The organism is Leclercia sp. LSNIH3, from assembly GCF_002935105.1.
Lineage (GTDB): Bacteria > Pseudomonadota > Gammaproteobacteria > Enterobacterales > Enterobacteriaceae > Enterobacter > Enterobacter adecarboxylatus.
Genome location: NZ_CP026387.1, coordinates 1120814 through 1137015 on the forward strand (window position 1 = coordinate 1120814; position 16202 = coordinate 1137015).

A 16202-nucleotide genomic window follows, 5' to 3' on the forward strand; every position below is an offset into this window, starting at 1 on the left:
CTTTAATAATCCCCAGCAATATTTTGCTTTCAATCATCAGGAATAGACATGTTCAGAAAGGATCTCGTTTTGCCTGCCAGCGCAGCCGCCGTGGTGCTGTGCGCCTTTGCGGCGCAGGCTGCCCCGCTTCAGGCAACACAATATGCGGATTTTGATCGCTACGTGCTGGCGCTCTCATGGCAGTCCGGCTTTTGCCAGAGCCTGCACGATCGCAACCGCGACGCGCCCGACGAATGTCGACTGCAAAAAGAGCGTGACGATAAAACAACGATCCTCACCGTTCATGGTCTGTGGCCGGGCTTACCAAAATCCATCGCCGCACGCGGAGTCGACGATCGCCGCTGGATGCGCTATGGCTGCGCAACCCGCCCAGTTCCCAATATGCCGGAGGCAAAAGCCAGCCGTAAATGCGATGCCGCAGAGACCGGATTATCGCTGACGGGTGCCGCGAAGCTGAACGAGGTGATGCCTGGCGCAGGCGGCAATTCCTGCCTGGAACGTTATGAATATGCCAAACACGGCGTCTGCTTCGGCTTCGATCCCGACGCCTATTTCAGCACCATGGTGCGGATGAATCAGGAAGTGAAGGCCAGCCCGCTTGGGCAGTTCCTGGCGGCAAATTACGGCAAAACCGTCAGCCGAAGCGCGTTCGACGCCGCGGTAGCCAAAAGCTGGGGGCCGGAGACGGTGAAAGCCGTTAAACTCAGCTGTAGCGGCAAGCCAGCCTATCTTACCGAAGTGCAGCTCACGCTCACCGCTGCCAGCATCAACGCCCCGCTGGCGACCCCCTCGTTCATTGCCCAACCGCATCCGGGTAACTGCGGCAAGCAATTTGTGATCGACAAGATCGGCTACTGAGGTTGGCTCACCCTTTTCGGGCGTCCGGGCGTACCAGATCAAAACGCTGATCCTCACCGATGGCGAAGTACGCCGTCGGCCCCCCGGCGCGCAGGACCGGCTGCGCTTTCGCCGTCTGGTAAATGCCGTCCTGCAGCAGGCTTTCATCAATGTGGATCCCGACCACCTCCCCCAGCACCAGCCAGGTATCGATCGAATCGCCGTTCGCCGCCGTCAGCTGGATGCACTGCGACAGGCGGCACTCAAAGTTGACCGGGCTTTGCGCCACGCGCGGGACTTTCACCACCCGGCTTTCGGCTTTGGTCAGCCCGGCACGTAAAAACTCATCCTCGCCGTGGGGCAGGCTGGCGGAGGTTTCATTCATGGCGCTGGCCAGTTCCCGGGTGGTGAGATTCCAGACAAACTCCCCGGTCTCGACAATATTGCGCACGCTGTCTTTCCAGCCCGTGCTGGCGAAACCGATAATGGGCGGATGGTAGTTAAAGCAGTTGAAGAAGCTATACGGCGCCAGGTTAGGGCGTCCTTCAGTATCGCAGGAGGCAATCCAGCCAATCGGGCGGGGTCCAACAATCGCGTTTAATGGATCATGCGGCAGGCCGTGTCCCTGGGAAGGTTGATAAAAATACATAACGCTCTCTGGAAATTGAGGAATAAAAATCGGCAGGCACGGATTACGCTTCGCTCATCCCCCTACCCCAAGAGGATCAGCGTAACGCAATCCGTAGAAAAGTAAGACTGAATAAAGTGCGACAGTCTTCGTTGTTCTGCTGTTATGGGTGTTTCACGCGACATAACTTGCGCCTTAAAAGAATAATCCAGATTGACGAAGATTCACCTTTTTCGCCTGAATTTCATACTAACGACCCAGTAATGGCCGCTGGATTAAATCCACGCCATGAATGTGACAAGCATCACTTCAAACCGGGGCACAGACTCAGTATTATCAGACAGAGTTGAACCCTCGCTACCGGATGGCGAGGGTTTTCTTTTGGCATCTCTTCTGCGGTTGTCGCAGCATTAACGACATGGAGTAAATAATGTCCAGACCCACAATCATCATTAACGAACTCGATGCTGAGCGTATTGACCGCCTGCTGGAGCAACCGGCCTTTGCCTCGCTGCCTATCGCCAGCGCCCTGAACGACGAGCTGGATCGCGCGCAGATGTGTGCGCCGCAGGACATGCCCGCTAACGTGGTGACCATGAACAGTCAGGTAAAATTTCGCGATTTGACCACCGGCGAGGTGCGCACCCGCACGCTGGTCTATCCGGCGCAGATGACCGACAGCAGTACACAACTGTCGGTTATGGCACCGGTAGGTGCTGCGCTGATTGGCCTGCGTACTGGCGATACCATCCACTGGGAACTGCCGGGCGGTACCGCCACGCATCTGGAAGTGCTGGAACTGATCTGGCAGCCTGAAGCGGCGGGCGAATACCTGCGCTAATCCCATCTGAACAAGCGTTAACCCGCTTTGCCCAGAGGATGCCAGGGCATCCTCTTTCCGCGTTTTCTACTGTCAGATAACGCCGCCCGGTACAGGGTTGACCAGCCCGGTAACCCGCTCTTTTGCCACTTCTGCGCTTTGCGCGCCGGGTACCAGGATAATTTTTCGGCAATCTTCCTGACGTTTCTCAAAGATTTCGTAGCCACGAGCCGCCTCTTCAAACGGCATATAGTGGGTCACGATCTCCTCCGGTTTAAGCAGCCCCTGTTCAATCAACGGCAACAGTTCGCCGAGCCAGGCGTGAACGTTGGTCTGCCCCATTTTAAAGGTGAGTCCTTTGTCGAAGGCATCGCCAAACAGGAAACCGTGAATAAACCCAGCATAGACGCCGGGGACGCTGACAATACCCCCGCGCCTTACCGCGGCGATACACTGCCGCAGGGCTTTACCGCTGCTGCCTTCGAGCTTGAGGTTTGTCAGCACCGTTTCGGTCGTGCTCCCTTTCGCCTCAAAGCCGACCGCATCAATCACCGCGTCAACCCCGCGCTGGCCACGGGTCTGCTCGATAATTTTTTCTGCGGCATCGTCGTCGCGGTCAAAATTGATTGGGATCGCGCCGTAACGGTCCTGGGCAAAACGCAGCCGGTAGTCGTGATGATCGACAATAAAAATCTGCTCAGCCCCGAGATAGCGTGCGCAGGCGACGGTCAAAAGCCCCACCGGCCCGGCACCGAACACCGCGACGCTGCTGCCCTGTGTAATCTGGGCATTTTTGGCCGCCTGCCAGGCGGTAGGCAGGATGTCCGAGAGGAACAGCGCTTTATCATCTGACAGCACCGGCGGCACCTTAAAAGGCCCGACATTGCCTTTTGGCACGCGAACATATTCCGCCTGGCCGCCGGGTACGCCACCGTACAGATGGCTGTAGCCAAAGAGCGCAGCCGGAGGTGGGATCTGTTTTTTATTCAGAGTCGCGCCACGCCCAGTGTTGGTACTTTCGCAGGCGGCATATTGCTGCATACGGCAGAAAAAGCAGTCGCCGCAGGCAATGACAAAGGGGATCACCACCCGGTCGCCTTTCGCGAGATTTTTCACGTCGCGCCCGGTCTCCACCACTTCGCCCATAAACTCATGGCCGAAGATATCACCATGTTCAACCTTAGGTATCTTCCCGCGATAAAGATGCAAATCAGAACCGCAGATCGCAGTTGCTGTGATGCGCAGAATGATATCGTCAGCTTGCTCGATGGCCGGATCGGGTACCGTTTCAACCTTAACGCTGTGTGGTCCGTGATACGTCAATGCTTTCATTCGACCTCCGGTTTCAGAGAAAAAATGCGGGTTTACCTTAAAAGGGTAGCCATCAGCGGGGATATACCGGGGAATTGTGAGGCTTTGGGATTAATCCTGGAGGTGAAGCGTTACGGCAAAAGGCCGACAAACGAGGCGATATAAAAAAGTGTCAGCGAGCTATCAGAATCCAAATATATTTTGTGTTTGAATGGATTAAGCGTAAATAAACAAGGAGAAACGGTTATGTACCAGACAATTATCATGCCGGTGGATGTTTTCGAGATGGAATTGAGCGATAAGGCGATCCGCCACGCTGAATTCCTGGCCCAGCAGGATGGCATTATTCACTTACTGCACGTTTTACCTGGCTCTTCCAGCTTTGGTTTGCATCGCTTCGCCGCCGATATGCGCCGCTTCGAGGATCATATTCAACACGAGGCACAAACCCGGCTGAAGACAATGGTGAGCCATTTCAGCATCGACCCGTCGCGGATCCGAACCCATGTCAGTTTTGGTAACGTCCGTGACGTGGTAAATGAGGTGGCCAGCGAGCTGAAAGCCGATATCGTGGTGATCGGGTCGCGTAACCCGTCTATCTCCACTCACCTGCTTGGCTCCAACGCCTCCAGCGTGATCCGCCACGCTTATATTCCGGTGCTGGTGGTGAGATAAAAAAGAGGGTTGCGTAATCTGCCCCTCTCTACTCATCAGCCTGGCACCAACGCCGCCAGCGCTATCAGCCACGCTTACAGCCCGGTGCGGGTGGTGAGATAAAAAAGAGGGCCACGCAACCCGTCCCTCTCCACCCACCGGCCTGGCGCCAACGCCGCCACGCTTACAGTCCGGTGCAGGTGGTGAGATAAAAAAAGAGGCTACCGTCAGGTAGCCTCTGTGCTTTGCAGGTGTAGTCTTACGTTCTTATGCTTTGGTGCGAATCAGATGATCGAAGGCGCTCAGGGAGGCTTTCGCCCCTTCGCCGGTCGCGATGATAATCTGTTTGTACGGTACGGTGGTGCAGTCGCCCGCCGCAAACACGCCCTTCACGCTGGTTTCACATTTGGCATCGATGATGATCTCGCCCATGCGGTTACGCTCAATTGCGCCTTCCAGCCAGGTGGTGTTTGGCAGCAGACCAATCTGAACGAAGATCCCGGCCAACGCGACGCTGTGCACATCCCCGCTCACGCGGTCACGGTACTCAAGACCGGTCACTTTGCTGCCGTCGCCTTTCACTTCGGTGGTCTGCGCGTTCAGGATGATATCGACGTTTTTCAGGCTGCGCACTTTATCCTGCAGAACCTGGTCGGCCTTCATCTCTGGCGCGAATTCCAGCAGCGTAACGTGTTCAACAATGCCCGCCAGGTCAATTGCCGCTTCCACACCGGAGTTACCGCCGCCAATCACCGCAACGCGCTTGCCTTTAAACAGCGGGCCGTCGCAGTGCGGGCAGTAGGTGACGCCTTTGGTGCGATACTGATCTTCGCCAGGCACGTTCATGTTGCGCCATTTGGCACCGGTAGCAATGATGATGCTGCGCGCTTTCAGCACCGCGCCGGAGGCGGTTTCAATCTCATGGAAGCCGCCTTCCTGCGCCGCAGGCACCAGCTTGCTGGCGCTCTGGCTGTCGATCACATCCACTTCATAGTCACTGACGTGCGCTTTCAGCGCGCCAGCCAGTTTTTGACCTTCGGTTTTTGGCACGGAGATATAGTTTTCGATATCGACAGTATCCAATACCTGGCCGCCGAAACGTTCGCCCATCAGACCGGTACGAATGCCTTTACGGGCAGAGTAAACTGCCGCCGCCGCACCCGCCGGGCCGGAACCAACGATCAGCACATCATAGGCATCACGCTTGTTCAGCTCTTCAGCAGCGCGTTTTTCAGCGCCGGTGTCCACTTTGGCAACGATCTCCGTCAGTGTCATACGACCCTGACCAAACTCTTTGCCGTTTACAAACACGGCCGGAACGCCCATCACGTTGCGATCGGTGATTTCGTTCTGGAACACGCCACCATCAATCGCGGTATGTTTGATGCGTGGGTTCAGCACCGCCATCAGGTTCAGGGCCTGCACCACGTCCGGGCAGTTGTGGCAGGAGAGCGAGTAGTAAGTTTCAAATTCAAAATCACCCTCGATATCGCGGATCTGCTCCAGCAGCGCCTGCGCCTCTTTCGACGGATGACCACCGGTCCACAGCAGCGCCAGCACCAGTGAAGTAAATTCGTGCCCCAACGGGGAACCGGCAAAGCGCGGACCCTGAGTAGAGCCTGGGTTGGTGATCAGGAAGGACGGCTTGCGCACCGGCAGGCTGTTATCTTCCTTGAAGGTCACTTTCTCAGACAGTTCGGCAATTTCTGCCAGCAGTTCCTTGATTTCTGCCGATTTAGCGCTGTCGTCCAGCGTGGCAATCAGCTCAACAGGTTTGGTCAGCTTCTCAAGGTAGGCTTTGAGCTGGGTTTTCATATTTGTGTCGAGCATTATTCATCTCCTGCTTAAAAAACATCATCATGCAAGCGGCCTTATCCGGGCTGCCTGAATGCAACTTGCATCATGGTGCTGGAATGAAATGGGCGCAGATGCGCCCATTGATACCGGGTGGCACGTCGTTTACCCGGCCTACGGTTGTGTAGGCCCGTACAAGCCGAGCGCCGCCGGGCATTGCAGACGAATTTCCAACGTGGTTCGCGTCAGCGCAAGGCGGCTAGCCTGTGAGTCCCTGGCGCTTACAGAAGTAAGTGACCGGGGCGAGCAGGCGACGCCAACACCGCTATGGCGCGAAATACGACGGAAATTTAGATTTTGCCGACCAGGTCCAGAGATGGAGCCAGAGTCGCGTCGCCTTCTTTCCATTTCGCCGGGCACACTTCGCCTGGGTGAGAAGCAACATACTGAGCCGCTTTGATTTTGCGCAGCAGGTCGGATGCGTCACGGCCAATACCTTCAGCGGTAACTTCGATGGCCTGGATGATGCCCTGCGGGTCAACGATAAAGGTGCCACGGTCGGCCAGACCTTCGTCTTCACGCATGTTTTCAAAGTTACGGGTCAGGGCGCCAGTCGGGTCACCGATCATCGCGTATTTGATTTTCGCGATGGTTTCAGAGCTGCTGTGCCATGCTTTGTGGGTGAAGTGGGTGTCAGTAGAGACAGAGTAAACGTCTACGCCCAGCTTCTGCAGTTCTTCGTAGTGATCTGCAACGTCACCCAGTTCGGTCGGGCAGACGAAAGTGAAGTCAGCCGGATAGAAGAAGAACACGCTCCAGCGGCCTTCGGTATCTTTCTCAGTGATCTCTACGAAGTCACCGTTTTTGAACGCCTGGTTTTTGAAAGGTTTAATCTTGGTATTAATTAAAGACATCTGTACTTCCTCCGTGTTTTCGTTGAAAGCTAAGGTAACGAACTTTTCATAAACGGGCTAATGCGTTTGCTTTATCAAATCAATCAGCAATACCTAACAACGTCTGACGCATAATGGGATTAACAAAAGTAAAAAGGCCACCTTAACGGCGGCCCTGTTACCTGAAAGACCCGGGGGCCTCTTCAGTGCCAGCCAAGGCTGGCGATGCGTTGCGCTCTACATTACCTTTCGCAAGGTCGTAACAGCGTCGTCGATTACACCACCCACCCCGATAAAGGGCAATTAGCAAAGACGTTGTAATACCTATGATTGCGATAGGTTTTATCTAACCCCTTTGTTGTCATTGATTCAGATAGCAGGCATACCCGGATGAGGTTGGGGAAAATGCCGAGCGGCGTGACGCCCTGTTTAAAATGCAGAAAGCTCATCAGTCAGGCACGGTACGCCAGGAATAACCAGATTGAATTACATCAGGTTGTTAGATTAACGGACAGAGACCAACTTAATATGATGATGAGTGCGTCTTAATACTGTAGTGGCGGCAGAATATCAACTATTCCGCACGCTTTTTTCAGATAAAAATCATCCCACCAAAGGCTACGCGTTTATTTCATTAATCTGCATCCATGATATATTAAGATTGAATTTAAATTCAGTTAAGTTATTCAATCCATTGGATGGTGAATGGCTGACTAACTTCTATAATTATTGTGTATAAGAATGCGGTAACAGCACAGCTTATCAGGATGAACAATGGCTAATCTTTACGATCTGAAAAAATTCGACCTTAACCTGCTGGTCATTTTTGAATGTATTTACCAGCACCTCAGTATCAGCAAAGCGGCGGAAACGCTTTTTATTACCCCTTCCGCGGTGAGTCAGTCTCTGCAACGATTACGTAATCAGCTTAACGACCCGCTGTTTATCCGCTCCGGGAAAGGGATCACGCCGACCACGGTAGGGACCAATCTGCATATTCATCTGGAACAAAACCTGAACCAGCTGGAGCAAACCATCAATATTATGCATGGCAGTAAACTGACAAAGAACTTTGTTATCTACTGCCCGCAGTTGGTCACACCGCAGGTGATGCTTGAGCCAATGAAGCGCCTGATGGACCTGCATAATTATGAAATTGAGCTGCACGATCTCCTGCTTGCGCCGGACTCTACAGAGAGCCTGCTGGCCTACCGTAAGGCAGATTTAGTGTTCTCCTTTGCACCGGTTCAGAATCGCTCTATCGTCTGTACCCCGTTCAAAACCCTGCCGTTCACCCTTGTCTGCCGTAATGACCATCCGCGCATAAACGGCAAAATTGAAATCGAGGACCTGCTACAGGAAAAGTTCACTGCATTCTTGAGTGAGGAACCTGGCGTAAAAGATTACCAGCAAAAAATGAATCATAAATTGTCGGAAAGAAATATCGTGTTCAGAAGCGACTCTTTTATGTCAATCCTGGCCATGATAAGCGCCTCAGATTTAGTGGGTGTTGCACCTGAAACAACCTTTGAACAATTTGGCAAAGTGCTGAATTTAAAACGCGTCGAGGTCGATTATAAATTGCCTCCCGTTGAAATTTACATGATGTATAACCGCTCCGCGTTAAACAGTCCGGTATTTGCAGATTTTATTGAAAACAGCCTGGCGTAAAAAAAGCCCGTATTTCGTGTTTAAAATAACGGGCCACTGTAAAGCGAGCCTGATGACTCACTGCTTAAATCAAATTGCCGACAGGCGCTCGGCTGCCGCCCGCAGCGTAGCCTCCTGTTTGGCGAAGCAGAGACGTATCAGTTTGTGGGGGAACGGGTCGGCACAAAATACCGATAACGGTATTGCCGCCACGCCCACCTCTTTGGTGAGCCACTGGCAAAAACTGACATCATCCAGATCGGAAATGGCGCTGTAGTCAGCCAGCAGGAAATAGGTGCCCTCGCAGGGTAAAATTTTCAGCCGGCTGGCGCTCAGCGCGTCGATAAACAGATCCCGACGGGCGCGGTAAAAGTCCGGCAGCTCACGGTAATGTTCCGGCTGGTTACGCAGCATATCGGCAATCGCCAGCTGTGCCGGGGTGTTGACCGCAAAGGTCAGGAACTGATGCACCTTGCGCAGCTCGGCGCTGATCGCCGCCGGTGCCACACAGTAGCCCACCTTCCAGCCGGTCATGTGGAAGGTTTTACCAAAGGATGAGACGGCAATCGCCCGCTCACGCAACTGGGGATGGGCCAGCACGCTGGCATGTCCCGCATCGGCAAAACAGATGTGCTCGTACACTTCATCGCTCAGGACGTAGATTTCACGCTCCGCAATAGCCTGCCACAGCGCAGCAAAATCCTCTTTCTGCCAGACCGTTGCCGATGGGTTATGCGGCGTATTCAAAATCACCAGCCGGGTTTTATCACTCAGCAGCCCTGCAAAAGCCTGCCAGTCCGGGCGAAAGTGCGGTGGCTGGAGCGCCACGCGCTTCACCACGCCACCGGACAATTCAATCGCCGGGGCATAGCTGTCGTAGCTCGGGTCAAAGCAGATCACCTCATCGCCGGTACGCACCAGGGCAGTAATCGCCGCATACAGCGCTTCGGTCGCCCCTGCGGTGACGGTGATTTCACTGTTTGCATCCAGTTGATAGCCATACAACTCTGCGGTTTTGTCAGCAATCGCCTCGCGCAGCGGCTGCGCCCCGGTCATCGGTGCATACTGGTTCGCGCCGTTTGCCACATGGTAAGCCAGCCGTTGTTGCAGATAATCCGGGCCATCGAAATCGGGAAAACCTTGCGACAGATTAATCGCCTTATGCTGCTGCGCCAGGGCACTCATCTGCGTGAAGATGGTGGTACCGAGACCGGGTAGTTTACTTTGTGGAATCAACGGGTTATTGCTCATTTCAACGGACCTGTATGTAATACATATGTTGCTGCCACTATAACACGATGTTAGTATTTGGCAATCAAGACGCTTAGACGTCTAAACCATAATGATATTCCTGGCCGAAGAGGTAAGAAGGATGACAGACAACCTGCAACTCACATCCCTGGTCGATGCCTGCCATTGGATCGGCGCAAAAGGCTGGGCACCCGCCACTGGCGGCAACATGTCCGTGCGTCAGGACGATACCTGGTGCTGGCTCAGCGAATCCGGTAAAGACAAAGGTAGCCTGACGCCCGATGACTTTCTGCAGGTTGAAATTGCCACCAACCGCGCCCCCTCCGGGCGAAAACCTTCCGCAGAAACCGGCCTGCACACGCTGGTCTATCGCCTCTTCCCCACGGCGAACGCAGTGCTGCATGTCCATACGGTGAACGCAACGGTGCTGTCGCGACTGGTCAAAGAGCCGGAGCTACACCTCAGCGGCTTTGAGATGCAGAAGTCACTCAGCGGCCAGACCAACCACCTTGATACCGTGCCCATTGCCGTGTTCGATAACGACCAGGACATTGACGCCCTCGCCTCCCGAATCGCCGATTACGCCCGGCAACGTCCGCTTAATTATGGTTTTCTTCTGCGCGGTCATGGCTTAACCTGCTGGGGACGCGACGTGGCAGAAGCCCGGCGTCACCTTGAAGGCCTCGAATTCCTGTTCGAGTGCGAGATGCGTTTACGACAACTGGAGAGAGTATGATTCGCGCGATTGTGACGGATATTGAAGGCACCACCAGCGATATCCGTTTTGTCCACAATGTCCTGTTCCCTTATGCACGCGAGCGGCTGGCGGCCTTTGTCAGCGCGCAACAGTATGCCGAACCGGTCAACACCATTCTGGACAATCTGCGCGAAGAGATTGCTCAGCCGCAGGCCAGCACCAACGACCTGATCGCCACCCTGTTCGCCTTTATGGATGAGGATCGCAAATCAACGGCGCTGAAAGCCCTGCAAGGGATCATCTGGCAGGATGGCTACGTCAACGGCGACTTCACCGGCCATCTCTACCCGGACGTGCTGCCCGCGCTGGAAAAGTGGAAGTCGCAGGGCATTGATCTCTATGTTTATTCCTCGGGATCGGTGGCGGCGCAAAAACTGTTATTTGGCTACAGCGACGAAGGTGATATTACTCATCTGTTCAGCGGCTATTTCGATACCCATATTGGCGCCAAGCGCGACGTGCAGTCTTATCAGAATATTGCGGCACAGATTAACCTTGCCCCCTCGCAGATCCTGTTCCTGTCAGATATTCATCAGGAGCTGGACGCCGCTGAGCAGGCCGGTTTTCGCACCCTGCAACTGATTCGCGGCGATGACGACGGCGCCAGCCATCATCATCAGGTGCACCAGTTCGACGACATCAACCCGGAGCAGATCCCTTCATGAGCGCATTGACCATTTTTTCCGATAAAGAGGCCAGCGAGCCGCAGTGGCACAGCACCGACCCAGAGGCGATCCAGCAGCAGCTGAATGCCCGTGGCGTTCGCTTTGAACGCTGGGAAGCCGACCGCGACTTAGGCCAGGATCCGGCAGCCGACACGGTGATTAATGCCTACCAGCACGCCATCGACAAGCTGGTGGCAGAAAAAGGCTACCAGAGCTGGGACGTGATCAGCCTGCGTGCGGATAACCCACAAAAAGAGGCCCTGCGCGCGAAGTTTCTCAATGAACATACGCATGGCGAAGATGAAGTGCGTTTCTTTGTCGAAGGTGCCGGGCTGTTCTGCCTGCACATTGATGACCAGGTGTATCAGGTTCTGTGCGAGAAAAACGATCTGATCTCTGTACCCGCCGGTACACCGCACTGGTTTGATATGGGTTCCGAGCCGAACTTCACCGCCATCCGTATTTTCGATAACCCGGAAGGCTGGGTGGCGCAGTTTACCGGCGATGCGATCGCGGATGCGTATCCAAGATTGCCTTAACGTTTTTTCCCTCTCTCCTTTGCTGAGGGATCCCCACAAAAAATAGGCACGGTCGGCTCCTTCTCCTGATATTGGCACGGTCGGCCCCCTCTCCCGATATTGGCACGGTCGGCCCCCTCTCCCGATATTGGCACGGTCGGCCCCCTCTCCCGATATTGGCACGGTCGGCCCCCTCTCCCGATATTGGCACGGTCGGCCCCCTCTCCCGATATTGGCTCGGTCGGCCCCCTCTCCCGATATTGGCTCGGTCGGCCCCCTCTCCCGATATTGGCTCGGTCGGCCCCCTCTCCCGATATTGGCTCGGTCGGCCCCCTCTCCCGATATTGGCTCGGTCGGCCCCCTCTCCCCTTTGGGGAGAGGGCTGGGGTGAGGGGTACATGCGGCTCAGGCGGCGGTTCCGTTCACCTTACGTTCTGCACTTCTCTGTCAGCCGCGTCACCCGTGAACGTGTGAAGGGGGCTCGCCGCCGCCCCCTTCACAATCCCGGCTCCCGGCAAAGAAAATCGCCGCTTCGCGGTGCACTCAGCTTATTCCTCCAGGCTTTCGGGTCGGGCACCAGCCTGCATCCCTGCAGGCTATGCCCTCTCGGCGCGTCCCTGCGCCTCGCCCCGGCCTTCCGGAAACGCTTCGGCGATTTTCAGCCGGACAGGGGAGTCGCTGTAAGTCATTTATAATATTGTGATTATTTCATTGCTGTAAGGGCAATAAAATGACTGGGGATCCCTCCCCCCGTGGCAGAGAGTTATCGCCGGGGGATATCAGCCCACACGCTCCCCAAAAACCCCCTTCGCCACCTCTTCCGGCGTCACCACCCCGCTATCCAGCACCCAGCCACTGATCAGCGCCGCAGGCGTAACGTCAAACGCCGGGTTATACACCTGCGCGTCAACCGGTGCCCACTGCACCGCCCCGAAGCTCCCCGCCACACCGGTCACTTCCCGGGCATCGCGCTGCTCAATCGGGATGGCCTCGCCGTTCGGGCACGCGGGATCGAGGGTGGTTTGAGGGGCCGCCACGTAAAACGGAATACCGTGGAATTTCGCCAGCACCGCCAGGGAATAGGTGCCGATTTTGTTCGCCACATCGCCGTTGGCGGCAATGCGATCCGCCCCGACCCATACCGCATCCACCTGCCCTTGCGCCATCAGACTGGCGGCCATGGAGTCGGTGATTAACTGATAAGGAACGCCCAGCTCGCCTAACTCCCAGGCGGTTAACCTTCCGCCCTGCAACAGCGGACGGGTTTCATCCACCCAGACCTGGCTGACATTGCCCTGCTGATGCGCGAAGGCAATCACGCCCAGCGCGGTACCCACGCCTGCGGTCGCCAGCCCGCCGGTATTGCAGTGGGTCAGCAGGCGGCTGCCCGGCGTCACCAGCGCGCTCCCGGCGCGGGCAATGGCATCGCAAAGCCGCTTGTCTTCGTCGATCAGGCGCAGCGCCTCAGCCACCAGCGCCGGCACATAATCCTCCTGCCACAGCGCCTGTTTCATGCGGTCGAGATTATTCATCAGATTCACCGCCGTCGGGCGTGCGGCACGCAGGGTCTCCAGTGCCACCGCCAGCGCGTCCCGGTTATGGCCGTTTTCTGCCAGCAGCGCCAGGAGCAGGCTGGCAGAGAGACCAATCAGCGGCGCACCCCGTACGCGCAGGGCGTGAATATGCCCCACGAGGGCGTCAACCGTCGAGGCATCCAGCCAGCGTTTCTCCTGCGGAAGCGCCTGTTGATCGAGAATAAATAGCTGATTTTCCGTCACCCGCAGGCTGGTCGTCTGTAATCTCTGCATGTCGTTAATTCTCTGTTGCGTTGTTGTAGCACATTGTGTCAGGATAAAATTCAGATGTATAGACGTCTAAATGTCTTTATTACCGGAACAGATGAGGAACTGGCAATGTCGCAATACCGTACCTTTACCGCTCATGACGCCGTGGCCTACGCCCAACAATTTGGCGGCCTTGAAGATCCCTCGTCACTGGTGGAGGCGCAGGAGGTGGGCGACGGCAACCTTAATCTGGTGTTTAAGATTTTCGACAGCGCGGGCGTAAGCCGCATCATCGTTAAGCAGGCCCTGCCCTACGTGCGCTGCGTGGGGGAATCCTGGCCGCTGACGCTGGACCGCGCCCGTCTCGAAGCGCAAACCCTGGTAGAGCACTATCAGCACAGCCCGCAGCACACGGTGAAGATCCACCACTTCGACCCGGAACTGGCGGTGATGGTGATGGAAGATCTCTCCAGCCATAAAATCTGGCGCGGCGAGCTGATCAACAATGTTTATTACCCCCAGGCGGCCCGTCAGCTGGGGGAATACCTGGCCCACACCCTGTTCCACACCAGCGATTTTTACCTGCATCCTCACGACAAAAAGGCGCAAGTGGCGCAGTTCATCAACCCGGAAATGTGCGAGATCACCGAAGATCTGTTCTTTAACGATCCGTACCAGATCCACGAGCGCAATAACTACCCGGAGGCGCTGGAAAACGACGTCGCCGCCCTGCGCAATGACCATCAGCTGAAGATTGCCGTCGCCGCCCTGAAGCACCGCTTCTTCTCCCAGGCCGAAGCGCTGCTGCACGGCGATATTCACAGCGGCTCGATTTTTGTCGCCGAGGGGAGTCTGAAAGCCATTGACGCAGAGTTCGGCTATTTCGGCCCGATTGGGTTTGATATCGGCACGGCGATTGGCAACCTGCTGCTTAACTTCTGCGGCCTGCCGGGTCACCTGGGTATTCGCGATGCGGCGGCCGGTCGTGAACAACGCCTGATCGATATCCAGCAGCTGTGGACCACCTTCGCGGAACGTTTCCAGGCCCTGGCGGCGGAAAAATCCCGCGATGCCGCCCTCAGCGTGCCGGGCTACGCCAGCGCGTTTCTGAAAAAGGTCTGGCAGGATGCGATTGGCTTCTGCGGCACCGAACTTATACGCCGCAGCGTCGGCCTGTCCCACGTGGCGGATATCGATTCTATCCGCGACGACGAGATGCGCCACGAATGCCTGCGCCACGCCATCACCCTCGGTAAGGCGTTGATTGTGATTGCCGACCGTATCGACAGCGTGGATGAGCTGGTGGCGCGGGTGCGTCAGTACAGCTAAGAGCAGGCGCGACACTTACCGGGCCTCTCTCACAGAGAGAGACCCGGCGTAAAAACATCACACCGCACTCATCCCAGATACTCAATCACCGACAATCCGCCGTTGTAATCCGTGCTGTAGATAATTCCCTGCGCATCCACAAACACATCGCAGGACTGGATCACCTGCGGGCGATTGGGCCGGGTATCCATCATCTTCTCTGGCACCGCGGGCACCAGCGCCGCGGTTTCTACCGGACGGTACGGGTCCGAAATGTCATAGGCGCGGACGCCTGCATTCTGATAGGTCGCGAAAATCAGCGTTGAGCTGATAAAACTGCCGGGGCGGTTTTCATGCAGGTTATGCGGCCCGAAGTGCGCCCCTTTCGCCACGTAATCCCGCTCGTTGGGCTGCGGGAAGGTGGCAATACTCACCGGGTTCGACGGCTCGCGAATATCAAACAGCCAGATCAGCTTTTCGCCATCCTCCTGATTGTCGAGCACCGCTTCGTCCAGCACCACCAGCAGATCCCGGTCCGGCAGGGGTAGTGCGGTATGGGTGCCGCCGCCAAATGGCGGACTCCAGTTGCGATGGCTGATCAGCTTCGGCTGCGTTCTGTCTTTTACATCCAGCAGCGTCAGGCCGCCGTCACGCCAGCTCCCGTAGGCGGTATCGCCCGCAATGATCGCATGATGCAGAGCATAGCGTTTGCCTTCCGGCCATGCTGGCGTTTCGCCTGCCGCCTGGTTCATCCCCGGCAGCCACCAGCGCCCCGCGACCTCTGGCTTGCGCGGATCGGCAAGGTCTATCGTCAGAAAGATATAATCGGTAAAGCCGTCGATCAGCGCCGAGACATAGGCCCAGCGTCCCCCCACGTACCAGATGCGGTGAATGCCGATCCCGTCCAGCGACAGAAAGCCGATCTCCCGTGGCTTATCCGGGGTGGAGATATCAAAGATGCGCAGCCCGGCGCTCCAGCCTCTGTCCTGTACGTCGCTGACCGTCTCCCCCACCTGGCGGGTGTAGTAGACCTTTTCATCCGCAAAGCGGGCATCGGCAAACAGGTCCCGGGCGTTGATCACCAGCAGCAGGTCGTCATGCGCCTGGAGATGTACGTTCCAGGTGCCGGGCGGCGCGGGCACATAGCCTGCGGCCCGCGGGTTTTTCGGGTCGCGCACATCAACGATCGAAAAGCCCTGCGACACCATATGGCCGATATAGGCAAAGCCGCGATGCACCATCAGCTGCACGCCGTCCGGGCGTCCGCCCTGGTCGCTGTGGCCGATCAGTCGCATATTGCGGCTGTATTCAGGGGTGGGTAATTGAGACACC

Annotated in this window: 15 protein-coding genes; 8 read left to right on the plus strand and 7 right to left on the minus strand. The window is 56.3% G+C overall.

The features are described 5' to 3' along the window. The first annotated feature begins 48 nt into the window (after positions 1–48). Positions 49–858, plus strand: coding sequence for a ribonuclease I (gene rna / locus C3F35_RS05495; protein ID WP_077226189.1), 810 nt, complete (start codon positions 49–51; stop codon positions 856–858). 7 nt (positions 859–865) lie between these two features. On the opposite strand, the gene C3F35_RS05500 is transcribed toward rna, so the two are convergent. Then, positions 866–1486, minus strand: coding sequence for a flavin reductase family protein (locus C3F35_RS05500; protein WP_059308522.1), 621 nt, complete (start codon positions 1484–1486; stop codon positions 866–868). Between the two features lie 409 nt (positions 1487–1895). On the opposite strand from C3F35_RS05500, the gene rnk reads away from it, so the two are divergent. Beyond that, entirely contained in the window at positions 1896–2306 is a 411-nt protein-coding gene (gene rnk, locus C3F35_RS05505; protein ID WP_059308523.1) for a nucleoside diphosphate kinase regulator, read from the plus strand. A gap of 72 nt (positions 2307–2378) precedes the next feature. On the opposite strand, the gene C3F35_RS05510 is transcribed toward rnk, so the two are convergent. Then, positions 2379–3617 carry a zinc-dependent alcohol dehydrogenase gene (locus C3F35_RS05510; protein ID WP_032617011.1) on the minus strand — a complete coding sequence of 413 codons (1239 nt, stop codon included), beginning with the start codon at positions 3615–3617 and terminating at the stop codon, positions 2379–2381. A 225-nt stretch (positions 3618–3842) separates the two neighbouring features. Between C3F35_RS05510 and uspG the strand changes: the two genes are divergently transcribed. Continuing rightward, positions 3843–4271, plus strand: a complete 429-nt coding sequence (uspG, locus tag C3F35_RS05515; RefSeq protein ID WP_032617010.1) for a universal stress protein UspG — start codon at positions 3843–3845, stop codon at positions 4269–4271. A 246-nt stretch (positions 4272–4517) separates the two neighbouring features. Here the strand turns inward: uspG and ahpF are convergent, their stop codons facing one another. Together ahpF and ahpC are read right to left on the minus strand one after the other, a co-directional pair. Next, a complete protein-coding gene (gene ahpF / locus C3F35_RS05520; protein ID WP_077226188.1) occupies positions 4518–6080 on the minus strand; it encodes an alkyl hydroperoxide reductase subunit F in 1563 nt (520 codons plus the stop codon). Positions 6081–6394: 314 nt separating this feature from the next. Beyond that, positions 6395–6958 carry an alkyl hydroperoxide reductase subunit C gene (gene ahpC / locus C3F35_RS05525; protein ID WP_032617008.1) on the minus strand — a complete coding sequence of 188 codons (564 nt, stop codon included), beginning with the start codon at positions 6956–6958 and terminating at the stop codon, positions 6395–6397. 753 nt (positions 6959–7711) lie between these two features. Here ahpC and citR point away from each other — a divergent pair. Beyond that, positions 7712–8608: a DNA-binding transcriptional repressor CitR gene (gene citR / locus C3F35_RS05530; protein WP_032617007.1), complete on the plus strand. Its 897-nt coding sequence runs from the start codon at positions 7712–7714 to the stop codon at positions 8606–8608. Positions 8609–8677: 69 nt separating this feature from the next. Here the strand turns inward: citR and C3F35_RS05535 are convergent, their stop codons facing one another. Continuing rightward, positions 8678–9838: a pyridoxal phosphate-dependent aminotransferase gene (locus C3F35_RS05535; protein WP_103791900.1), complete on the minus strand. Its 1161-nt coding sequence runs from the start codon at positions 9836–9838 to the stop codon at positions 8678–8680. A 121-nt stretch (positions 9839–9959) separates the two neighbouring features. Between C3F35_RS05535 and C3F35_RS05540 the strand changes: the two genes are divergently transcribed. Genes C3F35_RS05540 through C3F35_RS05550 form a run of 3 tightly spaced genes read left to right on the plus strand, consistent with a single transcriptional unit; the run spans position 9960 to position 11799 of the window. After that, positions 9960–10574 carry a methylthioribulose 1-phosphate dehydratase gene (locus C3F35_RS05540; protein WP_077226186.1) on the plus strand — a complete coding sequence of 205 codons (615 nt, stop codon included), beginning with the start codon at positions 9960–9962 and terminating at the stop codon, positions 10572–10574. After that, complete coding sequence (gene mtnC / locus C3F35_RS05545; protein WP_032617004.1) at positions 10571–11260, plus strand: acireductone synthase; 690 nt, start codon at positions 10571–10573, stop codon at positions 11258–11260. The genes C3F35_RS05540 and mtnC overlap by 4 nt, the downstream gene beginning before the upstream one ends. Then, the gene (locus C3F35_RS05550) at positions 11257–11799 is read left to right on the plus strand and encodes a 1,2-dihydroxy-3-keto-5-methylthiopentene dioxygenase (RefSeq protein WP_032617003.1); all 543 of its coding nucleotides are present in this window, start codon (positions 11257–11259) and stop codon (positions 11797–11799) included. Before mtnC ends, C3F35_RS05550 begins: the two co-directional genes overlap by 4 nt. 758 nt (positions 11800–12557) lie before the next feature. Here C3F35_RS05550 and mtnA read toward each other — a convergent pair. Next, a complete protein-coding gene (gene mtnA, locus C3F35_RS05555; protein ID WP_103791899.1) occupies positions 12558–13586 on the minus strand; it encodes an S-methyl-5-thioribose-1-phosphate isomerase in 1029 nt (342 codons plus the stop codon). Between the two features lie 105 nt (positions 13587–13691). Between mtnA and mtnK the strand changes: the two genes are divergently transcribed. Next, positions 13692–14891, plus strand: a complete 1200-nt coding sequence (gene mtnK, locus C3F35_RS05560) for an S-methyl-5-thioribose kinase (RefSeq protein WP_103791898.1) — start codon at positions 13692–13694, stop codon at positions 14889–14891. A 68-nt stretch (positions 14892–14959) separates the two neighbouring features. On the opposite strand, the gene C3F35_RS05565 is transcribed toward mtnK, so the two are convergent. Further along, the gene (locus C3F35_RS05565) at positions 14960–16201 is read right to left on the minus strand and encodes an LVIVD repeat-containing protein (protein ID WP_103791897.1); all 1242 of its coding nucleotides are present in this window, start codon (positions 16199–16201) and stop codon (positions 14960–14962) included. Position 16202: the final 1 nt, after the last annotated feature.

What these genes read in the sequence shown, in the direction of transcription:
- rna (WP_077226189.1), top strand. Translation starts at nt 49, where the DNA reads ATGTTCAGAAAGGATCTCGTTTTGCCTGCCAGCGCAGCCGCCGTGGTG.
- C3F35_RS05500 (WP_059308522.1), bottom strand. Translation starts at nt 1,486, where the DNA reads ATGTATTTTTATCAACCTTCCCAGGGACACGGCCTGCCGCATGATCCA.
- rnk (WP_059308523.1), top strand. Translation starts at nt 1,896, where the DNA reads ATGTCCAGACCCACAATCATCATTAACGAACTCGATGCTGAGCGTATT.
- C3F35_RS05510 (WP_032617011.1), bottom strand. Translation starts at nt 3,617, where the DNA reads ATGAAAGCATTGACGTATCACGGACCACACAGCGTTAAGGTTGAAACG.
- uspG (WP_032617010.1), top strand. Translation starts at nt 3,843, where the DNA reads ATGTACCAGACAATTATCATGCCGGTGGATGTTTTCGAGATGGAATTG.
- ahpF (WP_077226188.1), bottom strand. Translation starts at nt 6,080, where the DNA reads ATGCTCGACACAAATATGAAAACCCAGCTCAAAGCCTACCTTGAGAAG.
- ahpC (WP_032617008.1), bottom strand. Translation starts at nt 6,958, where the DNA reads ATGTCTTTAATTAATACCAAGATTAAACCTTTCAAAAACCAGGCGTTC.
- citR (WP_032617007.1), top strand. Translation starts at nt 7,712, where the DNA reads ATGGCTAATCTTTACGATCTGAAAAAATTCGACCTTAACCTGCTGGTC.
- C3F35_RS05535 (WP_103791900.1), bottom strand. Translation starts at nt 9,838, where the DNA reads ATGAGCAATAACCCGTTGATTCCACAAAGTAAACTACCCGGTCTCGGT.
- C3F35_RS05540 (WP_077226186.1), top strand. Translation starts at nt 9,960, where the DNA reads ATGACAGACAACCTGCAACTCACATCCCTGGTCGATGCCTGCCATTGG.
- mtnC (WP_032617004.1), top strand. Translation starts at nt 10,571, where the DNA reads ATGATTCGCGCGATTGTGACGGATATTGAAGGCACCACCAGCGATATC.
- C3F35_RS05550 (WP_032617003.1), top strand. Translation starts at nt 11,257, where the DNA reads ATGAGCGCATTGACCATTTTTTCCGATAAAGAGGCCAGCGAGCCGCAG.
- mtnA (WP_103791899.1), bottom strand. Translation starts at nt 13,586, where the DNA reads ATGCAGAGATTACAGACGACCAGCCTGCGGGTGACGGAAAATCAGCTA.
- mtnK (WP_103791898.1), top strand. Translation starts at nt 13,692, where the DNA reads ATGTCGCAATACCGTACCTTTACCGCTCATGACGCCGTGGCCTACGCC.